This is a genomic window from Mesorhizobium sp. M1328 (assembly GCF_040318075.1).
GTDB lineage: Bacteria > Pseudomonadota > Alphaproteobacteria > Rhizobiales > Rhizobiaceae > Mesorhizobium.
Genome location: NZ_JAMYLO010000018.1, coordinates 16,093 through 37,414, shown reverse-complemented (window position 1 = coordinate 37,414; position 21,322 = coordinate 16,093). Strand labels below are relative to the sequence as shown.

The following is a 21,322-nucleotide window of genomic DNA, read 5'->3' as shown; positions in this document are numbered from 1 at the left end:
TGTTTCGTGGACAGGAGATCAACCGCACGGAGTTCACAGTCACGCGACGTCCAATGGCGGAGCGCTCAGGGCAGGGTAGTCTCGAGTTGGGCGGCTTTCTCGGCGCTCAAGGCGAACTAGGGCTTGTAGAGAGCGAGCTTGGTATCGGCAATCGGCTGACGCTGCTCGACGACGAGATCGTCGCCAACCTAAATGATATTCAGCTTCGCAACGGCCTCGCGCCCTCATCGGTGCTGACCTCCGGCGATTTCACCGTCGAGATGGAGACGGGTACTGGAAAGACCTATGTCTACTTGCGGACCATTTTCGAACTGAACAAGCGGTATGGCTTCACGAAATTCGTTATCGTCGTTCCGTCGGTGGCCATCAAGGAAGGCGTGTACAAGACCCTGCAGATCACTGAGGAGCACTTCAAGGGGCTCTATTCGGGACAGCCTTTCGACTACTTCCTCTATGATTCCGCGAAACTCGGTCAGGTGCGAAATTTCGCCACCAGCCCAAACATACAGATCATGGTGGTGACCGTTGGCGCCATTAACAAGAAGGATGTCAACAATCTCTACAAGGACAGCGAGAAGACTGGCGGCGAGCGGCCGATCGATCTGATCCGCGCGACCCGGCCGATCTTGATCGTGGACGAGCCACAAAGCGTTGATGGAGGCCTCTCCGGCGCGGGCAAGAACGCCCTCGGCGAAATGAATCCTTTGTGTACGCTTCGGTATTCGGCGACCCACGTCGATAAGCACCACATGGTGTTCCGCCTGGACGCGGTGGACGCGTATGAGCGGAAGCTGGTGAAGCAGATTGAGGTGGCCTCGCTGGAGGTTCAGGGTGGGCACAACAAGGCCTATGTCCGTTTCATCGAAAGCCGCAGCAGGGCCGGTACGATCGAGGCGAAGGTCGAACTCGATGTTCAGGATGGCCGCACCGTACGGCGTGCCGAGAAGTGGGTACAGGACGGGGATCCCCTTGAGGAGCTGACAGGCCGCGCGATCTATGCCGATTGCAGAATTGGAGAAATCCGGGCTGCCCGTGACGGTCAGCTCCTGGAGGTGAAGTTGCCCGGCAGCGAATCTTTCCTGCAGCCCGGCCAAGCCGCGGGCGACGTGGACGCCGACGGCTTAAAGCGCCTGATGATCCGCCGGACCATCCATGAACATCTGGAGAAGGAAAAGCGGCTCGCGCCCCTGGGTATCAAGGTGCTCAGCCTCTTCTTCATCGACGCGGTCGAGCACTATCGCTCCTATGATGAAGACGGGAACCCGGTGAAGGGCAAGTACGCCCGCTTATTCGAGGAGGAATACCGTCGCGCCGCGAAGCTTCCCGAGTTCGGCAGCCTGTTCAAGGAGGTCGACATGACCTCCGAAGCCGAGGATGTCCACGACGGCTATTTTTCGATCGACAAGGCGCGCCGCTGGACGGACACCGCCGACAACAATCAGGTCGGTCGCGACAACGCCGAGCGCGCCTACAATCTAATCATGAAGGACAAGGAGAAGCTTCTGGGATTCGAGACGAAGCTGAAATTCATCTTCTCCCACTCCGCGCTCAAGGAGGGTTGGGACAATCCCAACGTCTTCCAGATTTGCGCCCTGCGCGAGATTGGCACTGAACGGGAGCGGCGCCAGACCATCGGCCGCGGCCTGAGGCTCTGCGTCAATCAGCAGGGCGAGCGCCTGCGTGGTTTCGAGATCAACACGCTGACCGTCATCGCCACGGAGAGCTACGAGGACTTCGCCGGGAACCTGCAAAAGGAGATCGAACGGGACACCGGCATTAAGTTCGGCATCGTCGAGAAACACCAGTTCGCAACGATTCCTGTCCTGCAGGATGACGGCTCGGCCAGAATGCTTGGTTTCGAGGAATCGGCCGCGATTTTCGAGCACCTGAGAACTGAAGGACTCGTGGATGCGAAGGGCAAGGTGCAGGACACGCTCCGTGTCGCTCTCAAGGAGGGCACGTTCACCCTCCCGGACGGCCTCGATGCCCATTTGCTTGCCGTTCGCGAGCTTCTGAAGAAGGTGGCTGGTAAGCTAGACATCAAGAATGCCGACGAGCGAGTCGTGGTGAAAACGCGGCGAGCGGTTTTGGAGAGCGCCGAGTTCCAGGCGCTATGGGATCGCATCAAGCACAAGACCACCTATCGCGTTCACTTCGATAACGAGAAACTGATCGCAGACTGCGCCAAGGCAATTGCCAACGGGCCGCCGATCTCGAAGGCGCGTGTCCTGATCAGGAAAGCAGATCTTTCGATCGGCCAAGGCGGTGTCGCGGCGAAGGAGCAGGCCAAGGACAGCGGAACCCTCGTCACCATCGAGGAAGGCGACATCGTCCTGCCGGACATCCTGACGGACCTGCAGGATCGCACCCAGCTCACGCGCAAGAGCCTTGTTCGGATCCTTACGGAGTGTGGCCGCCTGAACGACTTCAAGCGAAACCCGCAGGCGTTTATTGAGATCGCCGGAGAGGTCATCAATCGAACCAAGCGCCTCGCCCTAGTCGACGGCATCAAATACCAGCGGTTCGGCGACGGCGTCTATTTCGCCCAGGAACTGTTCGAGCAGCAGGAACTGACGGGCTACCTGCGCAGCATGCTGAAGGACGCGACGAAGTCCGTCGTCGAGCACGTCGTGTACGACTCAGGTGTCGAGCGGACCTTTGCGGAAGAGCTGGAGAAGAACCAGTCCGTGAAGGTCTACGCCAAGCTTCCGGCGTGGTTCAAAATTCCAACGCCGCTTGGCACCTACAATCCGGATTGGGCGGTGCTGGTAGAAGTCAGCGGCGAGGAGCGCCTTTACTTCGTGGTTGAGACGAAGGACAGCCTGTTCACCGACGATCTGCGCGACGCGGAGGCCGCCAAGATCGCCTGCGGCGCAGCACATTTCAAGGCGCTGGCTACGGACGCGAACCCGGCGCGATATGTGAAGGCCACCAAAATCGATGACGTTTTCGCGCAGGTCTGATCATTCGATGGCGAGGTGCGGAAGAGCAGCCAGGATCTCCTCGCGGTGAACGAGATCCTAGGGTCGCACCGTGACGTTGAAGGTCAAATATTCAGATTTCCAGCAGGTCACCCGGAGCCGGACAGTGACGTTGCCAGCCAACGCCCAGACCGAAATCGAGCACATTGCAAACGGCCTACTACGACGCTTTTTCTCCCCGAAAAGGCATCGGGCTGCTCGTAATCATTCTGTGCGAGGACTCATCGGTCGACGAACGGCCGTTACGGAATGGAAATTGAGATCGTGCCGTCTGCGGAACCGGCAAAGACGTCCACAGCCTTTCCAACGGCACCACCGAGGCCGAACAACCCTCATTTTCGGAAAAATCGACCTCGCCCACTGGTCATGGGCGTCTGGTGTCGAACTACTACTCGTTTATGTGCAATCCGCTTATATCTGCGGTTAGACGGTGCGTCTTTCTTTACCAGCCATCCTTGACTGGTAGCCTAGCGACACTTATGTCTGGTCCCTTCAAGACATATACGTCCGGTTGCACGCCCTTGCGAACAGCTCCAACGCTGCGCATTTGTGTCCCGGAAGCTAGCAAAAGGACACTAACATGACCGCGATTCCCCTACAAGAAGACGCCGCAAAGCCGGCGCCGACAATCAAGACCAACAAGGCCTCCGCCGACAAATGGGGCCAACAGGTGATCGAACTTGGTTTCTGCCTCGTCCCATCTCTCTTGCTGCGCGCACAGCAGCGCATCGGCCTCAATCCCACTCAGCTCGCCGTTCTCCTGCAGCTGTGCGATTTCTGGTGGGATAAAGAGCGGAAGCCGTTCCCAAGCAAGGAGACGCTCGCACAACGGTTGAGCCTGAGTGAACGGCAGGTGCAGCGGTATGTTGCAGAGCTCGAGCAGGCTGGATTGGTCCAGCGGATTGAGCGCCGTAGCAGCAACGGCGGCAAGCTTAGCAACACCTATGATCTGAGTGGCCTTGTGAAGCGCCTTCAGGAACTCGAGCCCGAATTCCGCGAGATCGAAGAATCGGCGAAGGCCGCTCGCAAGGCAGTGACGAAGCGTGGATACAAGGCGGCGGCCAAAACTGGCGCTGAGGTCTCACGGTGACCGCCCGCAGTTCTCCGAAGAGCGAGGGCTCGGTATGAGTTGGGCGCTATTTATCGACGAGTCAGGCCAGGATCGCCGGAATTCGCCATATGAGGTCCTGGCAGGCGTTGCGATCGAGGACCGCAAGATCTGGCCGCTGATCAGGCAATTGTCCGATGCCCAGCAGCATATCTTCGGGATGCGTCTTTATCAGGCCTACGGCCAGGAGGCGAAAGCCAAGGAGCTGCTCAAGCCAAAGACTTTCAGACACGCTGCACAATTGCCAACCTTCGAGCAGAACACCCGCAGCCGCCTTGCGCGGGAGATTCTTCTTGATGGGACAGCAGTCACTCGCGATCGGTTGACGGCGCTGGCCCAGGCGAAGATCGCCTATTGCGAGTTTGCGCTCAACCTTGCTCGTAGTCACGGAGCACAGGTCTTCGCAACTATGGTCCCTCAATCAGCACCGCGGCCACCAAGCGATGACGCGATGCGGAAGGACTACGCTTTCCTGTTTGAGCGGTTCTATTACTTTTTGAATGGAATGCCGGACGATCCGATGGGATATCTCGTGTTCGACGAGCTCGACAAGGCGCAGAGCCATGTCCTCCTTGGGCAGGTATCGAACTATTTCATACGGACGCGGAACGGCAGGGTGCGCTCCCGCCTCATTATTCCGGAACCGTTCTTCGTACACAGCGATCTAACGACGCTAATTCAGCTGACAGACATCGTCGCCTATGTAATCAGTTGGGGCTTGCGATTAAACGGCATGACGCTGCCGGCCAGACCCGAGCTGGCTGGACTAGCTGATAGCGTGAAGCGAATCCGATTCAGTCGTGAGACCGAAGGAGGTGAAAAAATCTGGGGGATCAAGCACATTCGGGACTTGAGGCCAGTTCCCCTCAATCCGGCATAAAAAAAGGCAATGCCCACGTTTCCGCGTACAAAGCCTCCGAGAGGACATCTATGTCATGGGGGGGCTAATGTCAACCTTGCCTCAGTAGCGCAGGGTGGCAGCGGCGAAGCGACCTAACGTCGATGAGGATGCCGCAGGTCAAATCACGCCTCAACTATATGTGCAACCGCAACGCCACCGCAAAGGCCGCAATATGATCGTTTTCAACGATCTAAACCACGATCTGCTCGAACCGAGCAGAGACGTTCTGATGGCGCCTACGACGTTCGCGGCGACGCTGGAAGCACATGGTCTCTACAGCACCAAACAGTTCGTGCTGCGCTTGAGCCCACGTGTTCATGAGTTGGTCGACGCGCTCGCCTCTGGCGACTTTGGGAGTCATGAGCCTGCAGACCTCATCCAAGCCTATTCGACCTACATCCATGAGACCGTCCACTGGTGGCAGCATGTAGGCTCGACCGCTGGCCTTATTTTCAGTCTCTGCTACCCGGCGCAATTCTCGAGCAGCCTGGAGCACCTTCAAAATGCGATCGCGGAGATTGGGCCAAAGAAATCGCTAAAACGGTGGGCTGATGATGCGCTTCGCCATGGCACGGCGCCCTCACCCAAGGCGCTCGCCGAGGCGAACATCGCCGTCAACAATGCGCTGGACGTCGAGTTCTACAAATTCTTCGCGCATAGCCCAAACCGGTCATCCGAGCTCAGGCAGAACCAGCATTTTGAAAGTGTGGGTCATTCTTATCGCATCGCCTATAGCAACACGTTGATGGCGCTGGTGCAGTCTTGCGATCTTGCGTCCGACAGCCTGCCTGATGCGGAACGATGGCAAGCAGAGTTCGATCGCCTCATGCTCACGCGCCACGAGGGCTTCTACCATGGATCGCCAATCACCCGTGGTGACGTGGGGCTCCACGCTATCTTCGAGGGGCAGGCGCGCTTCATCCAACTTCAGTTTCTCGCTGCGTCAGGCGGCCCCTCGACCTGCGCGGCCTATGCTGCCGGCGGTTATCTGAGCGGTATCTACGTCGATGCGTTTACAGAATTCCTTCGCCTCAGTGAATCCGAATGGCCCGAGACAATCGACAGCCCCATCGTCGGGCTGTTTCTGCTGATCTGCGACCTCTCGATCAACCCGACCCGCGGCTTTCCCCTCGATATCGAACGTTTCGAGGATTTCATTTCTGATGTCGATGCCGGCGCACGTTTCGCCCTGCTTTGTCAGGCCGCGCGAGAGCATCCTGAAGTGAAGCAAGCGATCCAGGCCTATAGCTTTGAAGAGTATGCATTCGTTTCGCGCGTCCTCGCAGACCGCTGCGGCTACGACGATCCACTTGTCGCCCTACAAGCTGTTATAGCCTTGTCTGAGACGGCGGCGGGCCAGGCCCTCATGGCCCAATGGGCGAGTTTCGAGTACGCCACTGGTAACCTGCCTATCCGGGTTATGACCTCACATTTTATGGATTTCTGCAGGAGTAAGCTCACCCATCCACACTTCTTCTGTTGGCTGGCAGAGCGTTGGCCCTGGGCCGCACGACTGAGGTGTCGCAGGGGCTCTTCCTGCGCCACGTGTCGCTCTTCACCGACCGCGCCGACACGGAGCAAATCTTTACGCGCGCGTTCGCGGGTCGCGAGGGGACAGCGATCAAGCGTATGCTCGATACCTTTATGGCATCGACAGTTCTTTACGATCTGACATGGCAATGGATTCTTCGGGACGGACCCTTTCACTACAATTTTCTGTCAATCGGCCTGGAATGGGGACCCCGGACCGGCGCGCAAAAGGGACCCCCTTTTTGAGGCACGACGGTCAGCGCTCGCCGGGCGGAGCTGGTCTGGGTTGCGCAGCCCGGCGAGTGCGGATCGCGCTTGGCAGCTTGATGGGGTGATCAGGCGCGGTTCTTGAAGCGCCAGGACTCGTTTCCGGTCTCGATGATCTCGCAGTGATGGGTGAGACGGTCGAGCAGCGCGGTGGTCATCTTGGGGTCGCCGAAGACGGCGGGCCATTCTCCGAACGCCAGGTTTGTGGTGACGATGATCGAAGTGCGCTCGTAAAGCCGGCTGATCAGATGGAAGAGCAATTGCCCGCCGGCCTGGGCGAACGGCAGATAGCCGAGTTCGTCGAGCACGACGAAGTCGAGCCGGGTGAGGTAGTCGGCGATGCGGCCTTGCTTGCCGCCGCGGTGCTCGGCCTCCAATCGATTGACGAGATCGACGACGTTGAAGAAGCGACCGCGCGAGCCGTTGCGGATCAGGGCACGGGCAAGGGCAATCGCCAGATGCGACTTGCCGGTTCCTGTGCCGCCGATGAGCACCGCGTTGCGCTGGTCGGCGACGAAGGTGCCGTTGCCAAGGTCCCGGACCAGCACCTCGTTGACCGGCGTGCCGTCGAAGTCGAACTCCTCGATGTCCTTGGCGAGCGGCAGCTTGGCGACGGTGAGCTGGTATTTGATGGAGCGGGCCTGCTTCTCGGCAATCTCGGCCGACAGGAGATCACCGACGATCCTCGGCGGCTCGTGCTGGCGCTTGATACCCGTTGCCATGACCTCGTCATAGGCGCTGCGCATGCCATAGAGCTTCAGCGTCCCCATTAGTTCCAGAACCTGCGTGCGTTCCATCAGCTTGCCCTCCTGAGGCTGTCGTAGCGGGCGCAGTCGGCAACCGGCTCATGCGCCAGGCGGAGTGCTTCCGGGGTAAGAATGGTGATTGCCGGCGCCGGATCGCGCTGCCGTGCAAGGATGTTGATGATGACGGCTGACGAGCAGACGTTCTGGTCGAGCGCCTCCTGGCAGGCCGCCTCGACCGCGTCGAGGCCGTCACTGAGAACGGTAGCCAGGATCGCCACCATCTGCCGGTCGCCATCGTCCGCGGACTTCAATCTGCGCCGGACCCGTTCCATTGCCGATGGCAGAACCCAGTCCTGGAACGGCGCCCCGTTGCGCAGCGCTCCGGGCTTGCGGGCGAGCACGGGGACATAGTGCCAAGGGTTGTAGATCGTCTCGCCGCGCGCGAACGAACGCACATGTTCGGCAACAACCACGCCATCCTGACGAATGACGATGCGATCGGCATAGGCCTGGATCTCGACCGGCCGGCCGACGGCGGTCGACAGGACCGAGTATTTGTTGTTGTCGAAGCGCACCGTGCAGGTCTTCGACACCGAGGCGGGAACCGTGTGGAAGCCGTCGAAGGGGCCGCGATATTCGACCAGTTTGTCGCGCTCTTTCTCGAACACGTTCCAGATCGTGCGCTCCGGCTGGTCGATATGACGATGGGCTTTCGTGTAGGCGATGCATTTGTCGAGGAGCCAGGCGTTGAGTTCCTCATAGGATTTGAAGCGCAGGCGCGGTGTGAAGAAGCGCTCGCGCACCAGGCCGACCTGGTTCTCGACCTGCCCCTTCTCCCAGCCCGACGCCGGCGTGCAGGCGACCGGCTGCACCAGATAATGGCTGCACATCTGTAGGAAGCGACGATTGTATTGCCGGTCCTTGCCGACAAACACCGTCTCCACCGCCGTCTTCATGTTGTCGTAGATGCCGCGCGTGCAGGCGCCACCGATGAAGGCAAACGCCCGATCGTGGGCGTCGAACACCATCTCCTGCGTCTCGCGCGGATAGGCCCTCACGAACATCATGCGGCTGTGGCAGAGCCGAACATGGGCGACCTTCACGGTCACCGTCACGCCGTTGATCAGAACGATCTCGTGGCTCCAGTCGAACTGGTAGGCCTCTCCCGGCGCGAAGAACAGCGGCACATAGGCTTCCGCCGTTGCCGATCCTTGCGCCTTCGCCCAGCCCTTGGCGTATCGACGGACCGCATCGTAGCTGCCTTCATATCCGAGCCCGCGAAGCTCCTCGAAAATCCGGATCAGAGTCAGCCGCTCGCGCGCCGCCTTGCCGTGGTTGCCACTTAAAAGCCCGTCGAGCTGATCCTGCCAGGGGCCGATCTTCGGCATCGGCTGATGCTCACGCTCGTAGCGGAACTCCGTCGCGTCCGACCGCAGCACCTTCCGGACAACCTTCCGCGATATCCTCAATTCGCGGCAGATCTCCTTGATCGACTTCCCCTGGACCAGCGAAAGCCGACGTATCTTCGCAATCGTCTCCACAACCAACATCCAAAACAAATGCCTCCGATGAAACCGAAGGCAGTGTGACAACCCTGCGTTACAGGGGTCCTTTTTGGACGCCGATCACCCCTGAAACGGGGTCCTTATTCCACGCCGAAACACACAATTTTCGATCGCTGACCGGCGACAGTCTGAACAGGGCCACGGAAATCTGGGCCAAGAATGCCTTCAAGGAGGCGTTTGGCCACCACCCGGACGATTTCGAGCAACTAACGTAGGGCCACTGCTCGAAGCCTCAGGATACCGACCAATCGGCGGCTGGAGAAATTTTATCGATGCTGGTCAGCCCCGGATCGTGCATCCACATCCGGGGCATTTAAACTCTATGGATGGCTGACAAGACCGCATCAGCGAGCTCCCGATCTCTTCTTTTGGCGCTAAAATCGATACCAGCTCACACATAATATTTGAACGGCTGTTTCTCCTCCCCCTTCGCCGATCCCATTGTGAGGACGTCGCCTACCATCCGGGCGAAGCGGACGGTGACCGGCAGGCCATCGTTGAAATTGCAGGAGTTGTAGTTGATTTTTGTGAGGCCCATGATGTCTGCTAGGACAGTGCGAATGTCAGGCTTTACGTCCTTGCTCCGCATCACGGTGATGTGCAGGGGATTTGGGGTTTCCGGTCCGATGTAGGTGTCCAGCTGCGGAACATACCCAGTTGTCCAAAGGTAGGCAGTCTGGTCGTCGAGCAACAGCGCTGTCCCGCGAAGAACTGGATAGTCGCCATCGCGAAAGAGCTTCATCTCGCCGCCGGTTGAGCGTATCCGCACGCCGATGACGTTTGTTTCCTTCGGTGCCGCCTCTACGAACGCATTCCACTCTTCGTCATTGAAATAGGTCTGTCCGTGGATGAAGAGCTCCTTCGGCGCAGCGTTGTGAGTCGAAATGTAGGTTTCGAGAACGAGGGCCAGAAGGCTCTTCGCCGCGTCTTTCTTCAAGTGAAACTCATAGTCGCCGGTCTTCCACGGGCCGTTTGCTCCGCGGAAGACCACGCCATCTCCCTCGTTCAGAAACATCTGGGCGGCGCAACATGCGTGGCCATTGGGATCACGCGGCAGGCTCTTGTAGACCATACCGATGTAACAAACCCCCGGCCGAACACGTGCTAGTCGCCACGGCGGTCTCGCTTGGGTTTTATAGTATAGTCCGGTCGCCAAGTTCCACGCGATGGTTGCTGCGTCCTGCGTCTTGCGCGAGGGGTAGCCGGCCTTGTTGAGGTAGGCGCCAGGCGCGAGCGTCGTTTCGCGGACCAGTTGGGTTGGCGCGATCTTCAGGAATTCCGCTTTGATCCTGCGATGGAAGTCCGGGACGTCCTCGAAAATCTCTTCGTCTGTTTGATCAATGACACCAGCCGTGGACAACAATGGCAAGCTCTCCTTGGCCTTCTGCTTCTTGCCGAAATCGCCTTTCTCCATGGGCAGACCGGTCCTCTTCGAGCCTGGTCGGCAACGCTCGTAAACGATGTCCGGCAACACGAGAATCCAGACGTCGACGGACTGCTCTTCGTTGCGGAGATGCTTTTTCACCCGGTCGATATACAACCGGGCGACTTTCTCGACGGCCTCGTTGAGGTTCCAGATGCGGGTGGCGCGATCAATATCCTGCCGCGGAATTGACAACGCGCTGCATTCGTCGGGATCGAAGGAGATCCCGAATGTTTCTTCAAGGCCAGGAAAGTTCGCGAGATGGAGACGGTCTGCCTTCTCGCCCTTGCCGGGTGGCGGAACCTGAACAACTTTCTTGAGCTTGTAGCTCCACGCTCGGAAATGCCCGATCCCCTCGGTGGTGCCTACGACGCCGACGCTGATTTCACGGGTCTTTTTCCCCTTCGCATGCGGACCATAGAGGAAAAGGCCATCTTTGGGATGCGGGCTGCGCTGCGAGAATGCGAATTCGAGCTCGGGTTCGTGAAAATGTTCGACCTGGAGCGACTTCTCTGGAAATCTCATCCTTCGGCCTCTTCGTCGTTATCAGGTCGACCCAAGGTGCTGGGATCCGCCTCTTCATCATCAGCATCGAGAATATCCGGAAGGGCCGTGCTGACCGGTGAAGAGAACAGTATCGGCGCCGCCTCAAGCACAACGGCGCTGTTTGCGGATAGCGCCAGTCCGATGTAGGCCGAGTCGCCGGAAAGTAGCTCGATGAATGCAAGCATGCGTCCGTACCACTGCTTGTTTCGCCATCCCTTGCACATGCTTCTTCGCAGACGGTGCAGCTTTTTTGGATCGTCGATCTCAAGCCCGGAAGGTGTGCCGTTGTCGACTGAGAACAGCACCCTAGACTTGAATTTGAAGTGCCAGAACGGCCAGAAATAGGGGACCGCAGTGACGCCGAATTGCCAGATATGTCCCTTGGCCGAATTGCGGAGCATGGAGGAGCGTCGATCACCCTGCTTGCCCCAAGGTATTCGCTGCCCCGTCGGCGCCTGTGCAGACGACGCGTGGAAGCCAACCGCGTTTGAATAATGGTACTCAACAAAGCCGTTTTTCTTGCAAAAAGAAAACCAGGCTCTCTTGAGCATCGCGATCATCAGGTTGGACGCAACCTGGCGTTCGATACCAAGTTTCGGAAAGCCTTTATCTACGAAGTCCAGCAGCGGGATCTCATACTTCAATTTGAACCGGCCGACCGACTGGAAAGCGGAATCGATCTCCGACTGATCCGCGAATGCTATGACTGCCGATCCCTGGATGGCAGACGGATAGGGAAAAGCCTCGATGGCTCTGTCGAGCAATCTCCGGTCGACGACCCCTGAGCTCTCGAAATATCGAATGACATCCGGACCTTCCACGATCCGAAGCCAATTCGAAGTCAATCGCTCAGGCTCGTCGACAAGCGGGATCGCGCCGCGCCGACGAAAAATCTCCCAGTTGGGATCGACGACCGCATGGTCAGCGCTTCGTGGAACTTTCTGCCGTTGGAGCGCATCAAGAAGCGAGCCGAGCCCTTCTCCCCAACCACGAACGAAGTCGACTATCACGGCATCACCGATGCCCTTAACCTTTCGCCCCGGCTCCAGCCGAAGTGGAATAATGAATCGCGGGTCGGCCAACTCCTTTGACAACGCCAGCGCGATATCAAGATCGTCCTGGACGTTGGAGTCGGCGAGTGTAGCGTCGCGGCTAACGAGCAGAACTTTTGCGGCTCGATACTGAAGCGCGACATTGATTTCCCTGCGCCACCGGTCGCCGGGCTGAAGCGTTAGGATATCGGCGAAGACGCGGTATCCTTCCACCTCCAGCTTGGGCGCGAGCCAAAGAGTAAATTCGTCGTCGGTCGGCGAGGACTTGATCAGAAAGATTACGTCCCGAGCACCTTTCTCTGCCGCGTCTCCGACCGATTGTCTGGCGGATGTCGCCGGAGGAAGGAGGTTCCCGAGAACAGCCGGGACCGCACCCGGCTTGGCCATCGCCTTCTCGACGGCGCCGGTGACGATTGCCTCCAACACGGTCGTGCTTTGAGCCCATAGTCTCTGGTGCGCCTTTTCGACATCCGGATGTTTGCGGAGAAGCGAGTTCAGGTCGTCAGGTCCAAATATGTCGCCCGGCGTCTGAAGCGAGGGACCAATGATGCCCGCAAGCGTGCTCTTGTTCGCAGGGGTGAGCGACGTCGACGTAACGAGAATGTAGCGTTTGGGCTGCAACCGGTCGATCGACCGCCGTTCCTTCGCCATCTTAGACTTCAGGGGCGAGAACCCGGACCGGAGATAGTGCTTCGCCTGCAGGATGATCGATCCGTCGGCCAATGCGTGGCGGCCATCCATCCCATCATCGGGACCCTCAGGAAACGCCTCGAAACGCACTCCTATCTCGCGCCCTATAAGGTCGCGAGCCAGCCCCTCGAAATCGTTGTGCGACAGACTCGAAAAATCATAATTCATACAATCAGAATGAGAGCCAATTCTCCTAGCAGTCAAGCAATCGAATGCACTGGTGCGTCGCAGCTAAGCCCTAACAGAAGCAAGATAAATCGTCAGATACTCCAGCAGTTACTGGCGGTTAGTCGGTCGCCGCATCATAGACCTCAAATCAATCCCCACGCCCGAAACCTCCCCCTGCCCGTCATCTCACGCAAATTGAGCTCACCGACCAGGTTGAGAGCGCCCTGCTTCGAGACTTTTAGCACCTCCTGGATCATGCCGGTCGAGACGATCGGCCGCGAGAGTACGAATTCGACCAGGTCGGCCAGTTTCGAGCTGGTGCGCCGTTGTTTGAGCCGCCGCTCCATCTGGCTTTTCGCCATCACCAGCCGGTCGTGCTCCTTCAGCCCCACGAGTGCGGCCTCATGGATCGCATCGAGGGAGGCCAGCAACCGGTCGGACCGATTGCGCGCCCGCCGCCGCTCCCGCGGAATGTTTTTGGCGCCGAGATGCAGACAGGCGAGATGGTGGGCGGAAAGATCCTCCTGGCGCAGCAGCGCGGCGCAAAACAGCGGCCCGAGCCAGGCGGCATGCTGCAGCACCTCGATGTCGGTCCAGGCCTCGAGCAGGATCGCGCCGCTCAGGACGACCGGCAGATCCCGCGTCCTGTCGATAACGTCCTGCCATTCGGCCAGCCGTTCTTCTTCATTCCAGTCGAGATCGTAGATCAGGCCGTTTTGCGGCTCCGGCCGGTCACGTCGTGACGTTTCCTCCTTTCGAGCCGGCACGTCGGCGCCACTCAGAATCCTGGATGAGCGGGCCAGAACGGCATCGATCTCGGCAAATTCTTCGGCCAGCAGATCGTCCTCAACGTCATCCCGACCGTCGGCTCCAAAAGAGCTGGCTCCAGCCCCCTGCCCTTCCCGGCTTTTTTGTCCCGACGCCGTCATCGCCTCGCCCCGGCCGGTCAGCGCCAAAAAACCGTCGCGGCCGAGCGCCCAGTCCGGTTTTTGCGCAAAAATGCGCCGGCGGGTTCGCAGCACCGCGTGCGCGCGGGTGAGTTCGTGGGTCGGCGTTCGAATGTCCATGTGGGCGTCGTGCAGGACCAGGTCCTCGATGTGGACGAGCTCGCCCGCAAGCCAAAGTGCTGCGGCCGCGTCGGCAAAATGCTGGCGCTCGACAAAACCGTCGCGGACCGGCGAGCGGGCGACCCGCTCGTCGAGCCGCGCCAAAGCCGCGGTCGCGCGGGAAACCGGCCCGATCAGCGTGTTCAGAGGCAGACTGTTGAGCGCATAAGCCATTGTTTTCATGATGGCTGATTCGCGTTAGTCAAGCTATCCGGCACTTAAGTTGACTTGCAGGGGATTTTCTCTGGCGCCTTTCTCACTATCGATAATGACCTCTTATCGATAGTGATTGTTTTTGACCCGCAAATCAGCCAGAATCGCCCTTGAGATGGCCGCAGGCGTCGTGCGGCCGGCGTTCTGGACGGCCTTTCCCGGCCGATACAAAGGCAGCCTGCATGTCCGAGCAAAAACAAAAAACCGTCCGCCTGCCCGACGCCGCTTCCGTCGAAACCGTGCTCGCGGCTCTGCCGCCGCAGTCGGCCGACGCCGAGCTCGCCCCGGCCCTGAACAAGGCTTTTCCGGGCTTCGCCTTTACCGTCGCGACGATCAACGACCCCTACTGGTGCAACCCTCATGCCGTCGTCGCTGCCGACGGCACGCGCCTCGGCGACCATCGCGCCTGGGTCGAGCGCGCTCTGGCCGATATCGGCGGCGACCTCACCGCCTTCTGGAACCGGCATCGCGAGAGCGGAAAAAAATTCACCGAATGGCGCGGCACCAGCGCCTTCGCCTTTGCGCCGACCGGTCCGGGCGTCGCCGATTTTGTCCAGCTCTCGCTCGGCCGCGAGACGGAATTTGTGGCCGGCCTGGTGGTCGATCGCGACTATCGCCCCGACAGCGCCGACCAGCTGTTCGAGCCGACCTGGGTTTCTCGCGAGTCCGCGGTTGAGGCGCAGCAGCTCGCCGGACCGGTCTACCGGCTGCGCGGTCGCACCGGCGGCGGCATCGTCCACATGAGGAGTTTTTTGGCGCGCCGGACGCGGATCGAACGCGAGCAGCGCGAGGCAAGCCGCCCGGAGCTCGAAAACCGCATCATCCGTGAGGTCGGCCCCGACGGCACGCGCGACACCGCGTTTTTAGACGCCAATCCGGGCTGGTTCGAGTTTGTTCCCCGCGAAAACCGCTTTTTTGCCGATTGGGCGCGATCAAGTGCCGCAAGCGTACGCATCTTTGACCACTGGGCCTTCGACATCCACGATCTTGAAGATCGTGGCCGGTGCGAATTCGGGTTTATTCCGCGGCCGCTGAAGAATCCGGCCGAGCGGCTGCTGGGCGAAGAGGGCGTATCGGTGCACCGGCTGATGGAACGGATCGAAGCAATCGACCAAAAAATCGGACTGCCCTTCGCCTGGTTTTTTCTCATGACCCACGGCCAATTTGTCGATCCCGACGTCGGCCACGGCGTCGCTGACGGGCTGCGGACCGGGCGCGTGCGGCTGGCCGATCGTGACGCCGCCGTGCTGCTCGCCTGGGCCGACAAACCCTATCTGTTCTGAGGCGGCGTCATGGACCTTCGCCTGCCAAAACCCGCATCCGACCAAAAACTGCGCCGCGCCGAAGCGCTCGATGCGCTGGAGTCGGTGCTGCCGTTCGACCGGCGCGACTTTTTGGCCAACATCCTCACCGACGACGATGTCGCCACGCTGCGCCATCTCGCCAAAGAAGGCATCGGCGAGAATTCGCTGCGGGCGCTGGCCTCCGACCTCGGCTACCTCGAGGCCTGGTCGCTTGCCGCGACCGGTTTTTCGCTGCCCTGGCCGGCGCCTGAGGCACTTTTGATCAAATTCGTCGCCCATCATCTGTGGGATTTTTCGAAACGGGAGACGGATCCGGCGCACGGCATGCCCGCCGAAGTCGCGATAACGCTGAAAGCTGAAGGGCTTTTGCGCGTCGACGGACCGCACGCGCCCAGCACCGTGCGCCGGAGGCTGTCCAGCTGGTCGACGCTGACCGGCTGGCGTGGCCTGAAGGGAAAGTTCAATGCGCCGGGTCTGCGCAGCGCCATCAAACTGGCCGTGCGTGCCAGCGCCCGCCCCCGCGTACGAAAAAGCAAAAAGGCGGTGACCGCCGATATTTTGACCACACTGCTCAACATCTGCGCCGGCGACCGTTTCGTTGACGTCAGGGATCGCGCGATCCTCATCACCGCCTTCGCCTCAGGCGGCCGCCGCCGCAGCGAAATTGCTTCGCTCAGGTTCGAGCAGATCGTCGAAGAAGAGCCGGTACCCGCCGATCCCAAGGATCCAGAGGGGCCAAAACTGCCCTGCCTAAAAATCCGGCTCGGCCGGACCAAGACGACACAGGCCGACACCGACGCTTTTGTGCTGCTCGTCGGCCGCCCGGTGCTGGTCCTAAAAGACTGGCTCGAGCGCGCCGGCATCACCGAGGGCGCCGTGTTCCGCGGCATCGATCGCTGGGGCAACCTGGAAAAACGCGCCCTGACGCCGCAGGCGGTCAACCTGATCCTGAAGCGCCGCGTCGCCGAGGCTGGGCTCGACCCGGCGGCGTTTTCCGCGCACGGCCTACGCTCCGGCTATCTGACTGAGACCGCTCGCCGCGGCATTCCGCTGCCGGAAGCCATGCAGCAGTCGCGGCACCGCTCCGTCCAGCAAGCCTCGAATTATTACAATGACGCCGAGCGGACGCTTGGAAGGGCGGCAAGACTCATCGTTTAGAGACCCTGAGGACTGCCGGTTGCGGCGCCGTCCACCATCTCCATCGCCGCTCGGCGGCAAAGCCCATCATCTCGCGCAAAAGATCAGCGTCAGGGGTCTTCACCACGAGCGTGCGCCGGTTCATCATGTCGTCGGTCATCGGTGGGTCCTTCGAATCAGGTTGGTGTGAGCAACTCGACCTTGCCGGCGAACATCGATGCCCCCGCTACGCCGCTCGCTCCAGCGTTGTTGAGAGCGCTCGCGAGCGACTTCGTCACCGCCCGGTACACCATGCGGCGGGGCAGGATCGAGAACAGCTCGTGGTACCGACCTCTGATGCGTTGGCTCCACGCCACTCCATTTGGGACGCCGAACGACAATGCCCGTCAGCTTCAAGGACATAGAGTTAGCTTTCGGATTCGTCAGCTCCGGGGCACGGGAGAACATCAGGCCTTTCTGTGCAAGCAGTCCAGCACGCTCTACTGGCATTCCGAATTCACGGGCGATTTGGATGAATTGCCGGATGATATCGACGACAGTGAAAAATACGTCCAGATACCTGGCAAGAAAGAACTCGACCTGGGCAAGCCGCTCGTACTGGACTTCGCCCGCCATTTTCTGCCTGACAACGTCGGTGACGTTCAAGAGATCTTCAGCAAAAGAGGCGCGTACGCAAGATTCAACGATCTGTTGCAGCCAACGGGTGCACTCGATCTGTGGTACGCTTTCGAAGCGAATGCTGAGGGAAGAGCATTGAGGACGTGGTGCGATCTCAATTTGATCGAGGTCGGTGACTGATATCGCGCCCGAAAGCTCGCGCGTCGGCCGTGAACTATCCGCAAACCGTTGATCTGGCATCCTGATTAGGGCGGAGGTCGGCTTTGGAATTGCAGGATTTGCGGTGTTTGGGCACTGTTTTCTTGCAATTCGATTTTGCGATTCCCTTGTGCTGCGGAGCGTGATTCACTCGGTCGGCGGCGGCGAATCGAGGGGGACGCAGTGTCCAGGCCACGCGAGAAGCGCGAGACGGGAGAGCAGGATCTTTTCCGCTCCAGGCTCGATCAAATCATCAACATGAAGCACGAGCTGGTGCGCCTGGCGCAGGCGATCGACTGGCCGGTGCTGGAGGAGCGTTTCGGTGCGGTCTATTCGGACGGTCCCGGCATGCCGCCGCTGCCGACCCGGCTGATGGCGGGGCTGGCGATCCTTAAGCACACCTTCAACCTGTCGGACGAGGTGCTGTGCGAGCGCTGGGTGGAAAACCCCTACTTCCAGTATCTGTGCGGCGAGGAGTTCTTCCGCCACGACTTGCCCTTCGACCGCTCGTCGATGACGCGCTGGCGCAGCCGCATGGGCGAGGAGCGGATCGTCGCGCTTTTGCAGGAAAGCCTCAGCATTGCGGTCAAGACCGGGGCGATGAAGCCGACCGACACGCGCCAAGTGATCGTGGACACGACCGTGCAGCCGAAGAACGTGATGTTCCCGACCGACGCCAAGCTCATCCACCGGGCCCGCGAACGGCTGGTGCGGCTGGCCAAACGGGCGGGGCTGGATTTGCGCCAGACCTATGTGCGGGTCGGCAAGCTGGCGCTGATCAAGCAGCAGCGCTATGCGCACGCCAAGCAGTTCAAGCGGGCCAACAAGGCGCTGCGCAGGCTCAAGACCTATCTCGGCCGGACCGTTCGCGACATCTCCCGCCAGATCGCCGGCGATGCGGAACTGGACGCGCTCTTCAAATGGTCGCTCTACCAGGCCTCTACCGTTCTCGAGCAGCGTGAGCGCCAGCGCGGCCGCAAAATCTACAGCCTGCATGCGCACGAGGTGGAATGCATCGGTAAGGGCAAGGCGCATGCACCCTACGAGTTCGGGGTGAAGGTGTCGGTGGCCACCACGCTGAAGCGTTCAAAGGGTGGCCAGTTCGCCCTGCATGCAAAAGCGCTGCCCGGCAATCCCTATGACGGCCACACGCTCGCAGCGATCATCTCTGACATGGAAAAGACCATCGGCAACGAGATCAGCCGCGTCCTCGCCGACGCCGGCTATCGCGGCCACAACGCACCGGAGAGCCACAAGTTCAGGGTCTTCACCAGCGGCCAGAAACGCCGTGTCACCCCAGCCATCAAGCGCCAGATGCGGCGGCGATCGGCCGTCGAGCCCGTGATCGGCCACATCAAGGCCGAGCACCGGATGGGCCGCAACTATCTCGCCGGCAAGCAGGGCGATGCCGTCAACGCCATCCTGGCCGCCGCCGGCTACAACTTCTCCCTCCTGCTTAGGTGGCTGAAGGCTCTTTTGTGGATTCTCCTCGCCGCCCCTCAAAGTCAGCCGAAGGAACTCGAAGCCTGATCCCTCTCATTGTTCACGGCCGACTCGCGCGACACCTGCAGCCGAAAACGTCCCTGCCCTTCGCGAATTCTTCATCGCCAGGACAGCTGGTCCTTTGGCAGCCGGCCGCTCGGGTCGAATACAGTTACCTTATGCGGAAGATGCGGACCCCAGTCCCAAAGCACCAGGTTGCGATCCTCCGTCTCGGCACCGGGAGCAAAACTCGGAACCAGACCAGGCCATCGCTTGTTCCTTGCCGCCCGCCCAATCCGTCACCCGACTGATGATCTCGAGCATTTCACGCAGACGTCCCTGTGTCTTTACCGTCCGGCTGCGCTCAGACCGATAGAGGGTCTCGCGAGCAAGACCGGCGGTCTGGGCCAACTGGCCCTTGGACATGCCAAACCCATCCGCGACCTGCTCGATCGCGATCTTCCCGCTCCGGTCCATATAGGACAAGACGAGAGGTTCATTCTGCACGGAAGTCTTGAGTGCCTGGCTCATAGGATCCACTCCACCATATAAAAGCCACGTCTCTTGTGCAAAAAATATGGCAATTTTCGGCAGTTTTCAAGCTCCTAATCGAACCAGCTTGAGCGCCTACATTAGCGGATCACAAGGGGATCTGCTCGATGGTCGGCTTCGTCAACCTGCCCCATCGAGCCCAAAGGCTTGCTCTCGTGGCAGAACCAGTCATCTCGTGATCTCGATCCGCAGGGACCGCCGTCACTTTATAGTCCGCGGTTGACGCTCAACATTTCCGAGCCGCTTGTACGCTACCCAGGCATCCGCAGGGACGGCGCTGCCGGCCAGCGCCAGCCAAGCCGCGCGATCGGCGTCCGTAAGTGAGTTCCACCGCATTATTCCGGCGGTTTCATCGGGCGTCGGTTCCCGGTCGTGTTCGTTTTTCATGTCCTTGATCCTCGCATAGGGCTTTCTTACCGACAAGCGCTGCAGCCACTGTCCAGGCCCTATCGCGCGGAGCAAACCCTGAGCCCTCGTTCCGAAAATCCCGGTACCCACACTCATCCGGTCATTCGCGCCGTTGCCCCGTTGGCCTTCAGCGCCGCCATCAGCATCGGTCCGACCGAAAACTGCCCCGCCCGCGCCTTTTCGGTCAGCACCCGCAGATAGCCGCCTGCGGAGTTGATGTGCTGTGCCCTTTGCACAATGCAGGCAATCACCATTGCGGCGACCTCCTGGCCCATCACATGGCACGCTTCCTCATATGCTGACGGCGAAACGCCAAGGTAGCCCCGCACCTGGGCCGCCGTGATCATTAAATCGCGCCAGTTGCCGATCCCGTCGACGGCGTAATCCAAAAATTCCGGGCAGGCCTTCAGCACAAGCCCTAGCGGATAGGTTTTCGGGGGCTCTGCGGTCCTCGTCCTTGGCTCGGCCGTCGACCCGCTTTTCTCTAAAGCAGGTTCAAATTCAAAAATAGAGTCGGTATTTGAATCAGATTGCTGCCGCTCGTTTTGGCAGTCATTGCCGCTCGTATTCGTGGATTTCATGTGAACTTCCAGCAGCTTATCCACTTCGTCATGCAATGCGGCCAGATCGCCCACGATCGGCTCTAGCTCGACAATCGAAGCACGGCGCGGAATTGCCTCCACAACGGCGCGGAACCGCCTCCACAGGCCTCCCCAGTCGCCTGGCACGTCTTCCTCAACCGCCGCCTCGACCAACTTCTGGATATCCCGGCGGTGCAAAGTGATCCGCTCGCGCATAAGCCTGAGCGCCCTGTTGCCGGCGCGAACACGCTCAGCCGCCGCCTCGAACTCGTGAGCACGGGCCAGCAGCGGCGCCAGGGAGAAGCCAAATGCTTCCTCGATCTCGCCTCCCCTCCCCTTGCGCGCGTAACGCTTGCCGTTCGGGCTGTCCCGACGGATGATCAGCCCGCAGTCCACAAGGGCCGCCAGGTGCCGCCTGACTGTGGGCTCGGGCATGCCGTGCGCCCTGAGGGACAGCTGTGCGTTCGAGGGAAACACAATGAGGCCGTTTTCCTCACTCAGCTCGCTGTCAGGATAGAATGATAGCAGCGCATTCATGACGGCCAGGGCGCGATCGCCGATGCCGACGATGCTCTTGCCCTCGCAGAGGTCGCGGTAGATCTGCCATTTCTCAACGACCCTGTCCTTGGGGATTTCACGTGAGTCGTTTTGCGCTGCCAGCATGGCAAGCGACATCGGCCGCCGCCCAAAGGGCGTCGTTGCAATACCCGTCTCCATTTCTTCCTTCGCCTTCAATTAGGCAAAAG

15 protein-coding genes and 2 pseudogenes are annotated in these 21,322 nt (G+C 60.1%); 9 read left to right on the top strand and 8 right to left on the bottom strand.

Annotated features, from left to right (window positions below):
* The first annotated feature begins 86 nt into the window (after positions 1-86).
* The 5 genes from NKH23_RS25715 to NKH23_RS25695 all read left to right on the top strand — a co-directional run bounded on the left by NKH23_RS25715 (position 87) and on the right by NKH23_RS25695 (position 6,662).
* A complete protein-coding gene (locus NKH23_RS25715; RefSeq protein ID WP_353035592.1) occupies positions 87-2,963 on the top strand; it encodes a type III restriction-modification system endonuclease in 2,877 nt (958 codons plus the stop codon).
* Between the two features lie 70 nt (positions 2,964-3,033).
* Positions 3,034-3,408, top strand: a complete 375-nt coding sequence (locus NKH23_RS25710; protein ID WP_353035590.1) for a DinB/UmuC family translesion DNA polymerase — start codon at positions 3,034-3,036, stop codon at positions 3,406-3,408.
* 153 nt (positions 3,409-3,561) lie between these two features.
* Complete coding sequence (locus NKH23_RS25705) at positions 3,562-4,071, top strand: helix-turn-helix domain-containing protein (protein ID WP_353035588.1); 510 nt, start codon at positions 3,562-3,564, stop codon at positions 4,069-4,071.
* Between the two features lie 34 nt (positions 4,072-4,105).
* Positions 4,106-4,969: a DUF3800 domain-containing protein gene (locus NKH23_RS25700; RefSeq protein WP_353035586.1), complete on the top strand. Its 864-nt coding sequence runs from the start codon at positions 4,106-4,108 to the stop codon at positions 4,967-4,969.
* A 193-nt stretch (positions 4,970-5,162) separates the two neighbouring features.
* Positions 5,163-6,662, top strand: coding sequence for a hypothetical protein (locus NKH23_RS25695; protein WP_353035584.1), 1,500 nt, complete (start codon positions 5,163-5,165; stop codon positions 6,660-6,662).
* A 193-nt stretch (positions 6,663-6,855) separates the two neighbouring features.
* Here the strand turns inward: NKH23_RS25695 and istB are convergent, their stop codons facing one another.
* The 5 genes and pseudogenes from istB to NKH23_RS25670 all read right to left on the bottom strand — a co-directional run bounded on the left by istB (position 6,856) and on the right by NKH23_RS25670 (position 14,266).
* Entirely contained in the window at positions 6,856-7,584 is a 729-nt protein-coding gene (istB, locus tag NKH23_RS25690; protein ID WP_353035582.1) for an IS21-like element helper ATPase IstB, read from the bottom strand.
* Positions 7,517-9,083: pseudogene (gene istA, locus NKH23_RS25685) on the bottom strand (IS21 family transposase). Before istA ends, istB begins: the two are co-directional and overlap by 68 nt.
* A gap of 406 nt (positions 9,084-9,489) precedes the next feature.
* Complete coding sequence (locus tag NKH23_RS25680; protein WP_353035580.1) at positions 9,490-11,046, bottom strand: argonaute/piwi family protein; 1,557 nt, start codon at positions 11,044-11,046, stop codon at positions 9,490-9,492.
* Positions 11,043-12,977, bottom strand: coding sequence for a TIR domain-containing protein (locus tag NKH23_RS25675; protein WP_353035578.1), 1,935 nt, complete (start codon positions 12,975-12,977; stop codon positions 11,043-11,045). The genes NKH23_RS25680 and NKH23_RS25675 overlap by 4 nt, the downstream gene beginning before the upstream one ends.
* Before the next feature lie 143 nt (positions 12,978-13,120).
* Complete coding sequence (locus NKH23_RS25670) at positions 13,121-14,266, bottom strand: RHE_PE00001 family protein (RefSeq protein ID WP_353035576.1); 1,146 nt, start codon at positions 14,264-14,266, stop codon at positions 13,121-13,123.
* Positions 14,267-14,478: 212 nt separating this feature from the next.
* Between NKH23_RS25670 and NKH23_RS25665 the strand changes: the two genes are divergently transcribed.
* The gene (locus tag NKH23_RS25665; protein ID WP_353035574.1) at positions 14,479-15,579 is read left to right on the top strand and encodes a hypothetical protein; all 1,101 of its coding nucleotides are present in this window, start codon (positions 14,479-14,481) and stop codon (positions 15,577-15,579) included.
* Positions 15,580-15,588: 9 nt separating this feature from the next.
* On the top strand, positions 15,589-16,758 hold the full coding sequence (locus NKH23_RS25660; RefSeq protein WP_353035572.1) for a site-specific integrase: 1,170 nt from the start codon (positions 15,589-15,591) through the stop codon (positions 16,756-16,758).
* A 2-nt stretch (positions 16,759-16,760) separates the two neighbouring features.
* On the opposite strand, the pseudogene NKH23_RS25655 reads toward NKH23_RS25660, so the two are convergent.
* Positions 16,761-16,897: pseudogene (locus NKH23_RS25655) on the bottom strand (IS256 family transposase); the annotation flags it as partial.
* A gap of 41 nt (positions 16,898-16,938) precedes the next feature.
* Between NKH23_RS25655 and NKH23_RS25650 the strand changes: the two are divergent.
* Together NKH23_RS25650 and NKH23_RS25645 are read left to right on the top strand one after the other, a co-directional pair.
* On the top strand, positions 16,939-17,535 hold the full coding sequence (locus tag NKH23_RS25650; RefSeq protein ID WP_353035570.1) for a hypothetical protein: 597 nt from the start codon (positions 16,939-16,941) through the stop codon (positions 17,533-17,535).
* Between the two features lie 201 nt (positions 17,536-17,736).
* Entirely contained in the window at positions 17,737-19,083 is a 1,347-nt protein-coding gene (locus tag NKH23_RS25645; protein WP_353035568.1) for an IS5 family transposase, read from the top strand.
* Positions 19,084-19,212: 129 nt separating this feature from the next.
* Here NKH23_RS25645 and NKH23_RS25640 read toward each other — a convergent pair whose 3' ends face one another.
* Positions 19,213-19,566 (bottom strand): hypothetical protein, encoded by a 354-nt coding sequence (locus NKH23_RS25640; protein ID WP_353035566.1) that lies wholly within the window; start codon positions 19,564-19,566, stop codon positions 19,213-19,215.
* Between the two features lie 521 nt (positions 19,567-20,087).
* Positions 20,088-21,293 (bottom strand): plasmid replication protein RepC, encoded by a 1,206-nt coding sequence (gene repC / locus NKH23_RS25635; RefSeq protein WP_353035564.1) that lies wholly within the window; start codon positions 21,291-21,293, stop codon positions 20,088-20,090.
* Positions 21,294-21,322 lie beyond the last annotated feature (29 nt).

What these genes read in the sequence shown, in the direction of transcription:
- NKH23_RS25705 (WP_353035588.1), top strand. Translation starts at nt 3,562, where the DNA reads ATGACCGCGATTCCCCTACAAGAAGACGCCGCAAAGCCGGCGCCGACA.
- NKH23_RS25700 (WP_353035586.1), top strand. Translation starts at nt 4,106, where the DNA reads ATGAGTTGGGCGCTATTTATCGACGAGTCAGGCCAGGATCGCCGGAAT.
- NKH23_RS25695 (WP_353035584.1), top strand. Translation starts at nt 5,163, where the DNA reads ATGATCGTTTTCAACGATCTAAACCACGATCTGCTCGAACCGAGCAGA.
- istB (WP_353035582.1), bottom strand. Translation starts at nt 7,584, where the DNA reads ATGGAACGCACGCAGGTTCTGGAACTAATGGGGACGCTGAAGCTCTAT.
- NKH23_RS25680 (WP_353035580.1), bottom strand. Translation starts at nt 11,046, where the DNA reads ATGAGATTTCCAGAGAAGTCGCTCCAGGTCGAACATTTTCACGAACCC.
- NKH23_RS25675 (WP_353035578.1), bottom strand. Translation starts at nt 12,977, where the DNA reads ATGAATTATGATTTTTCGAGTCTGTCGCACAACGATTTCGAGGGGCTG.
- NKH23_RS25670 (WP_353035576.1), bottom strand. Translation starts at nt 14,266, where the DNA reads ATGAAAACAATGGCTTATGCGCTCAACAGTCTGCCTCTGAACACGCTG.
- NKH23_RS25665 (WP_353035574.1), top strand. Translation starts at nt 14,479, where the DNA reads ATGTCCGAGCAAAAACAAAAAACCGTCCGCCTGCCCGACGCCGCTTCC.
- NKH23_RS25660 (WP_353035572.1), top strand. Translation starts at nt 15,589, where the DNA reads ATGGACCTTCGCCTGCCAAAACCCGCATCCGACCAAAAACTGCGCCGC.
- NKH23_RS25640 (WP_353035566.1), bottom strand. Translation starts at nt 19,566, where the DNA reads ATGAGCCAGGCACTCAAGACTTCCGTGCAGAATGAACCTCTCGTCTTG.
- repC (WP_353035564.1), bottom strand. Translation starts at nt 21,293, where the DNA reads ATGGAGACGGGTATTGCAACGACGCCCTTTGGGCGGCGGCCGATGTCG.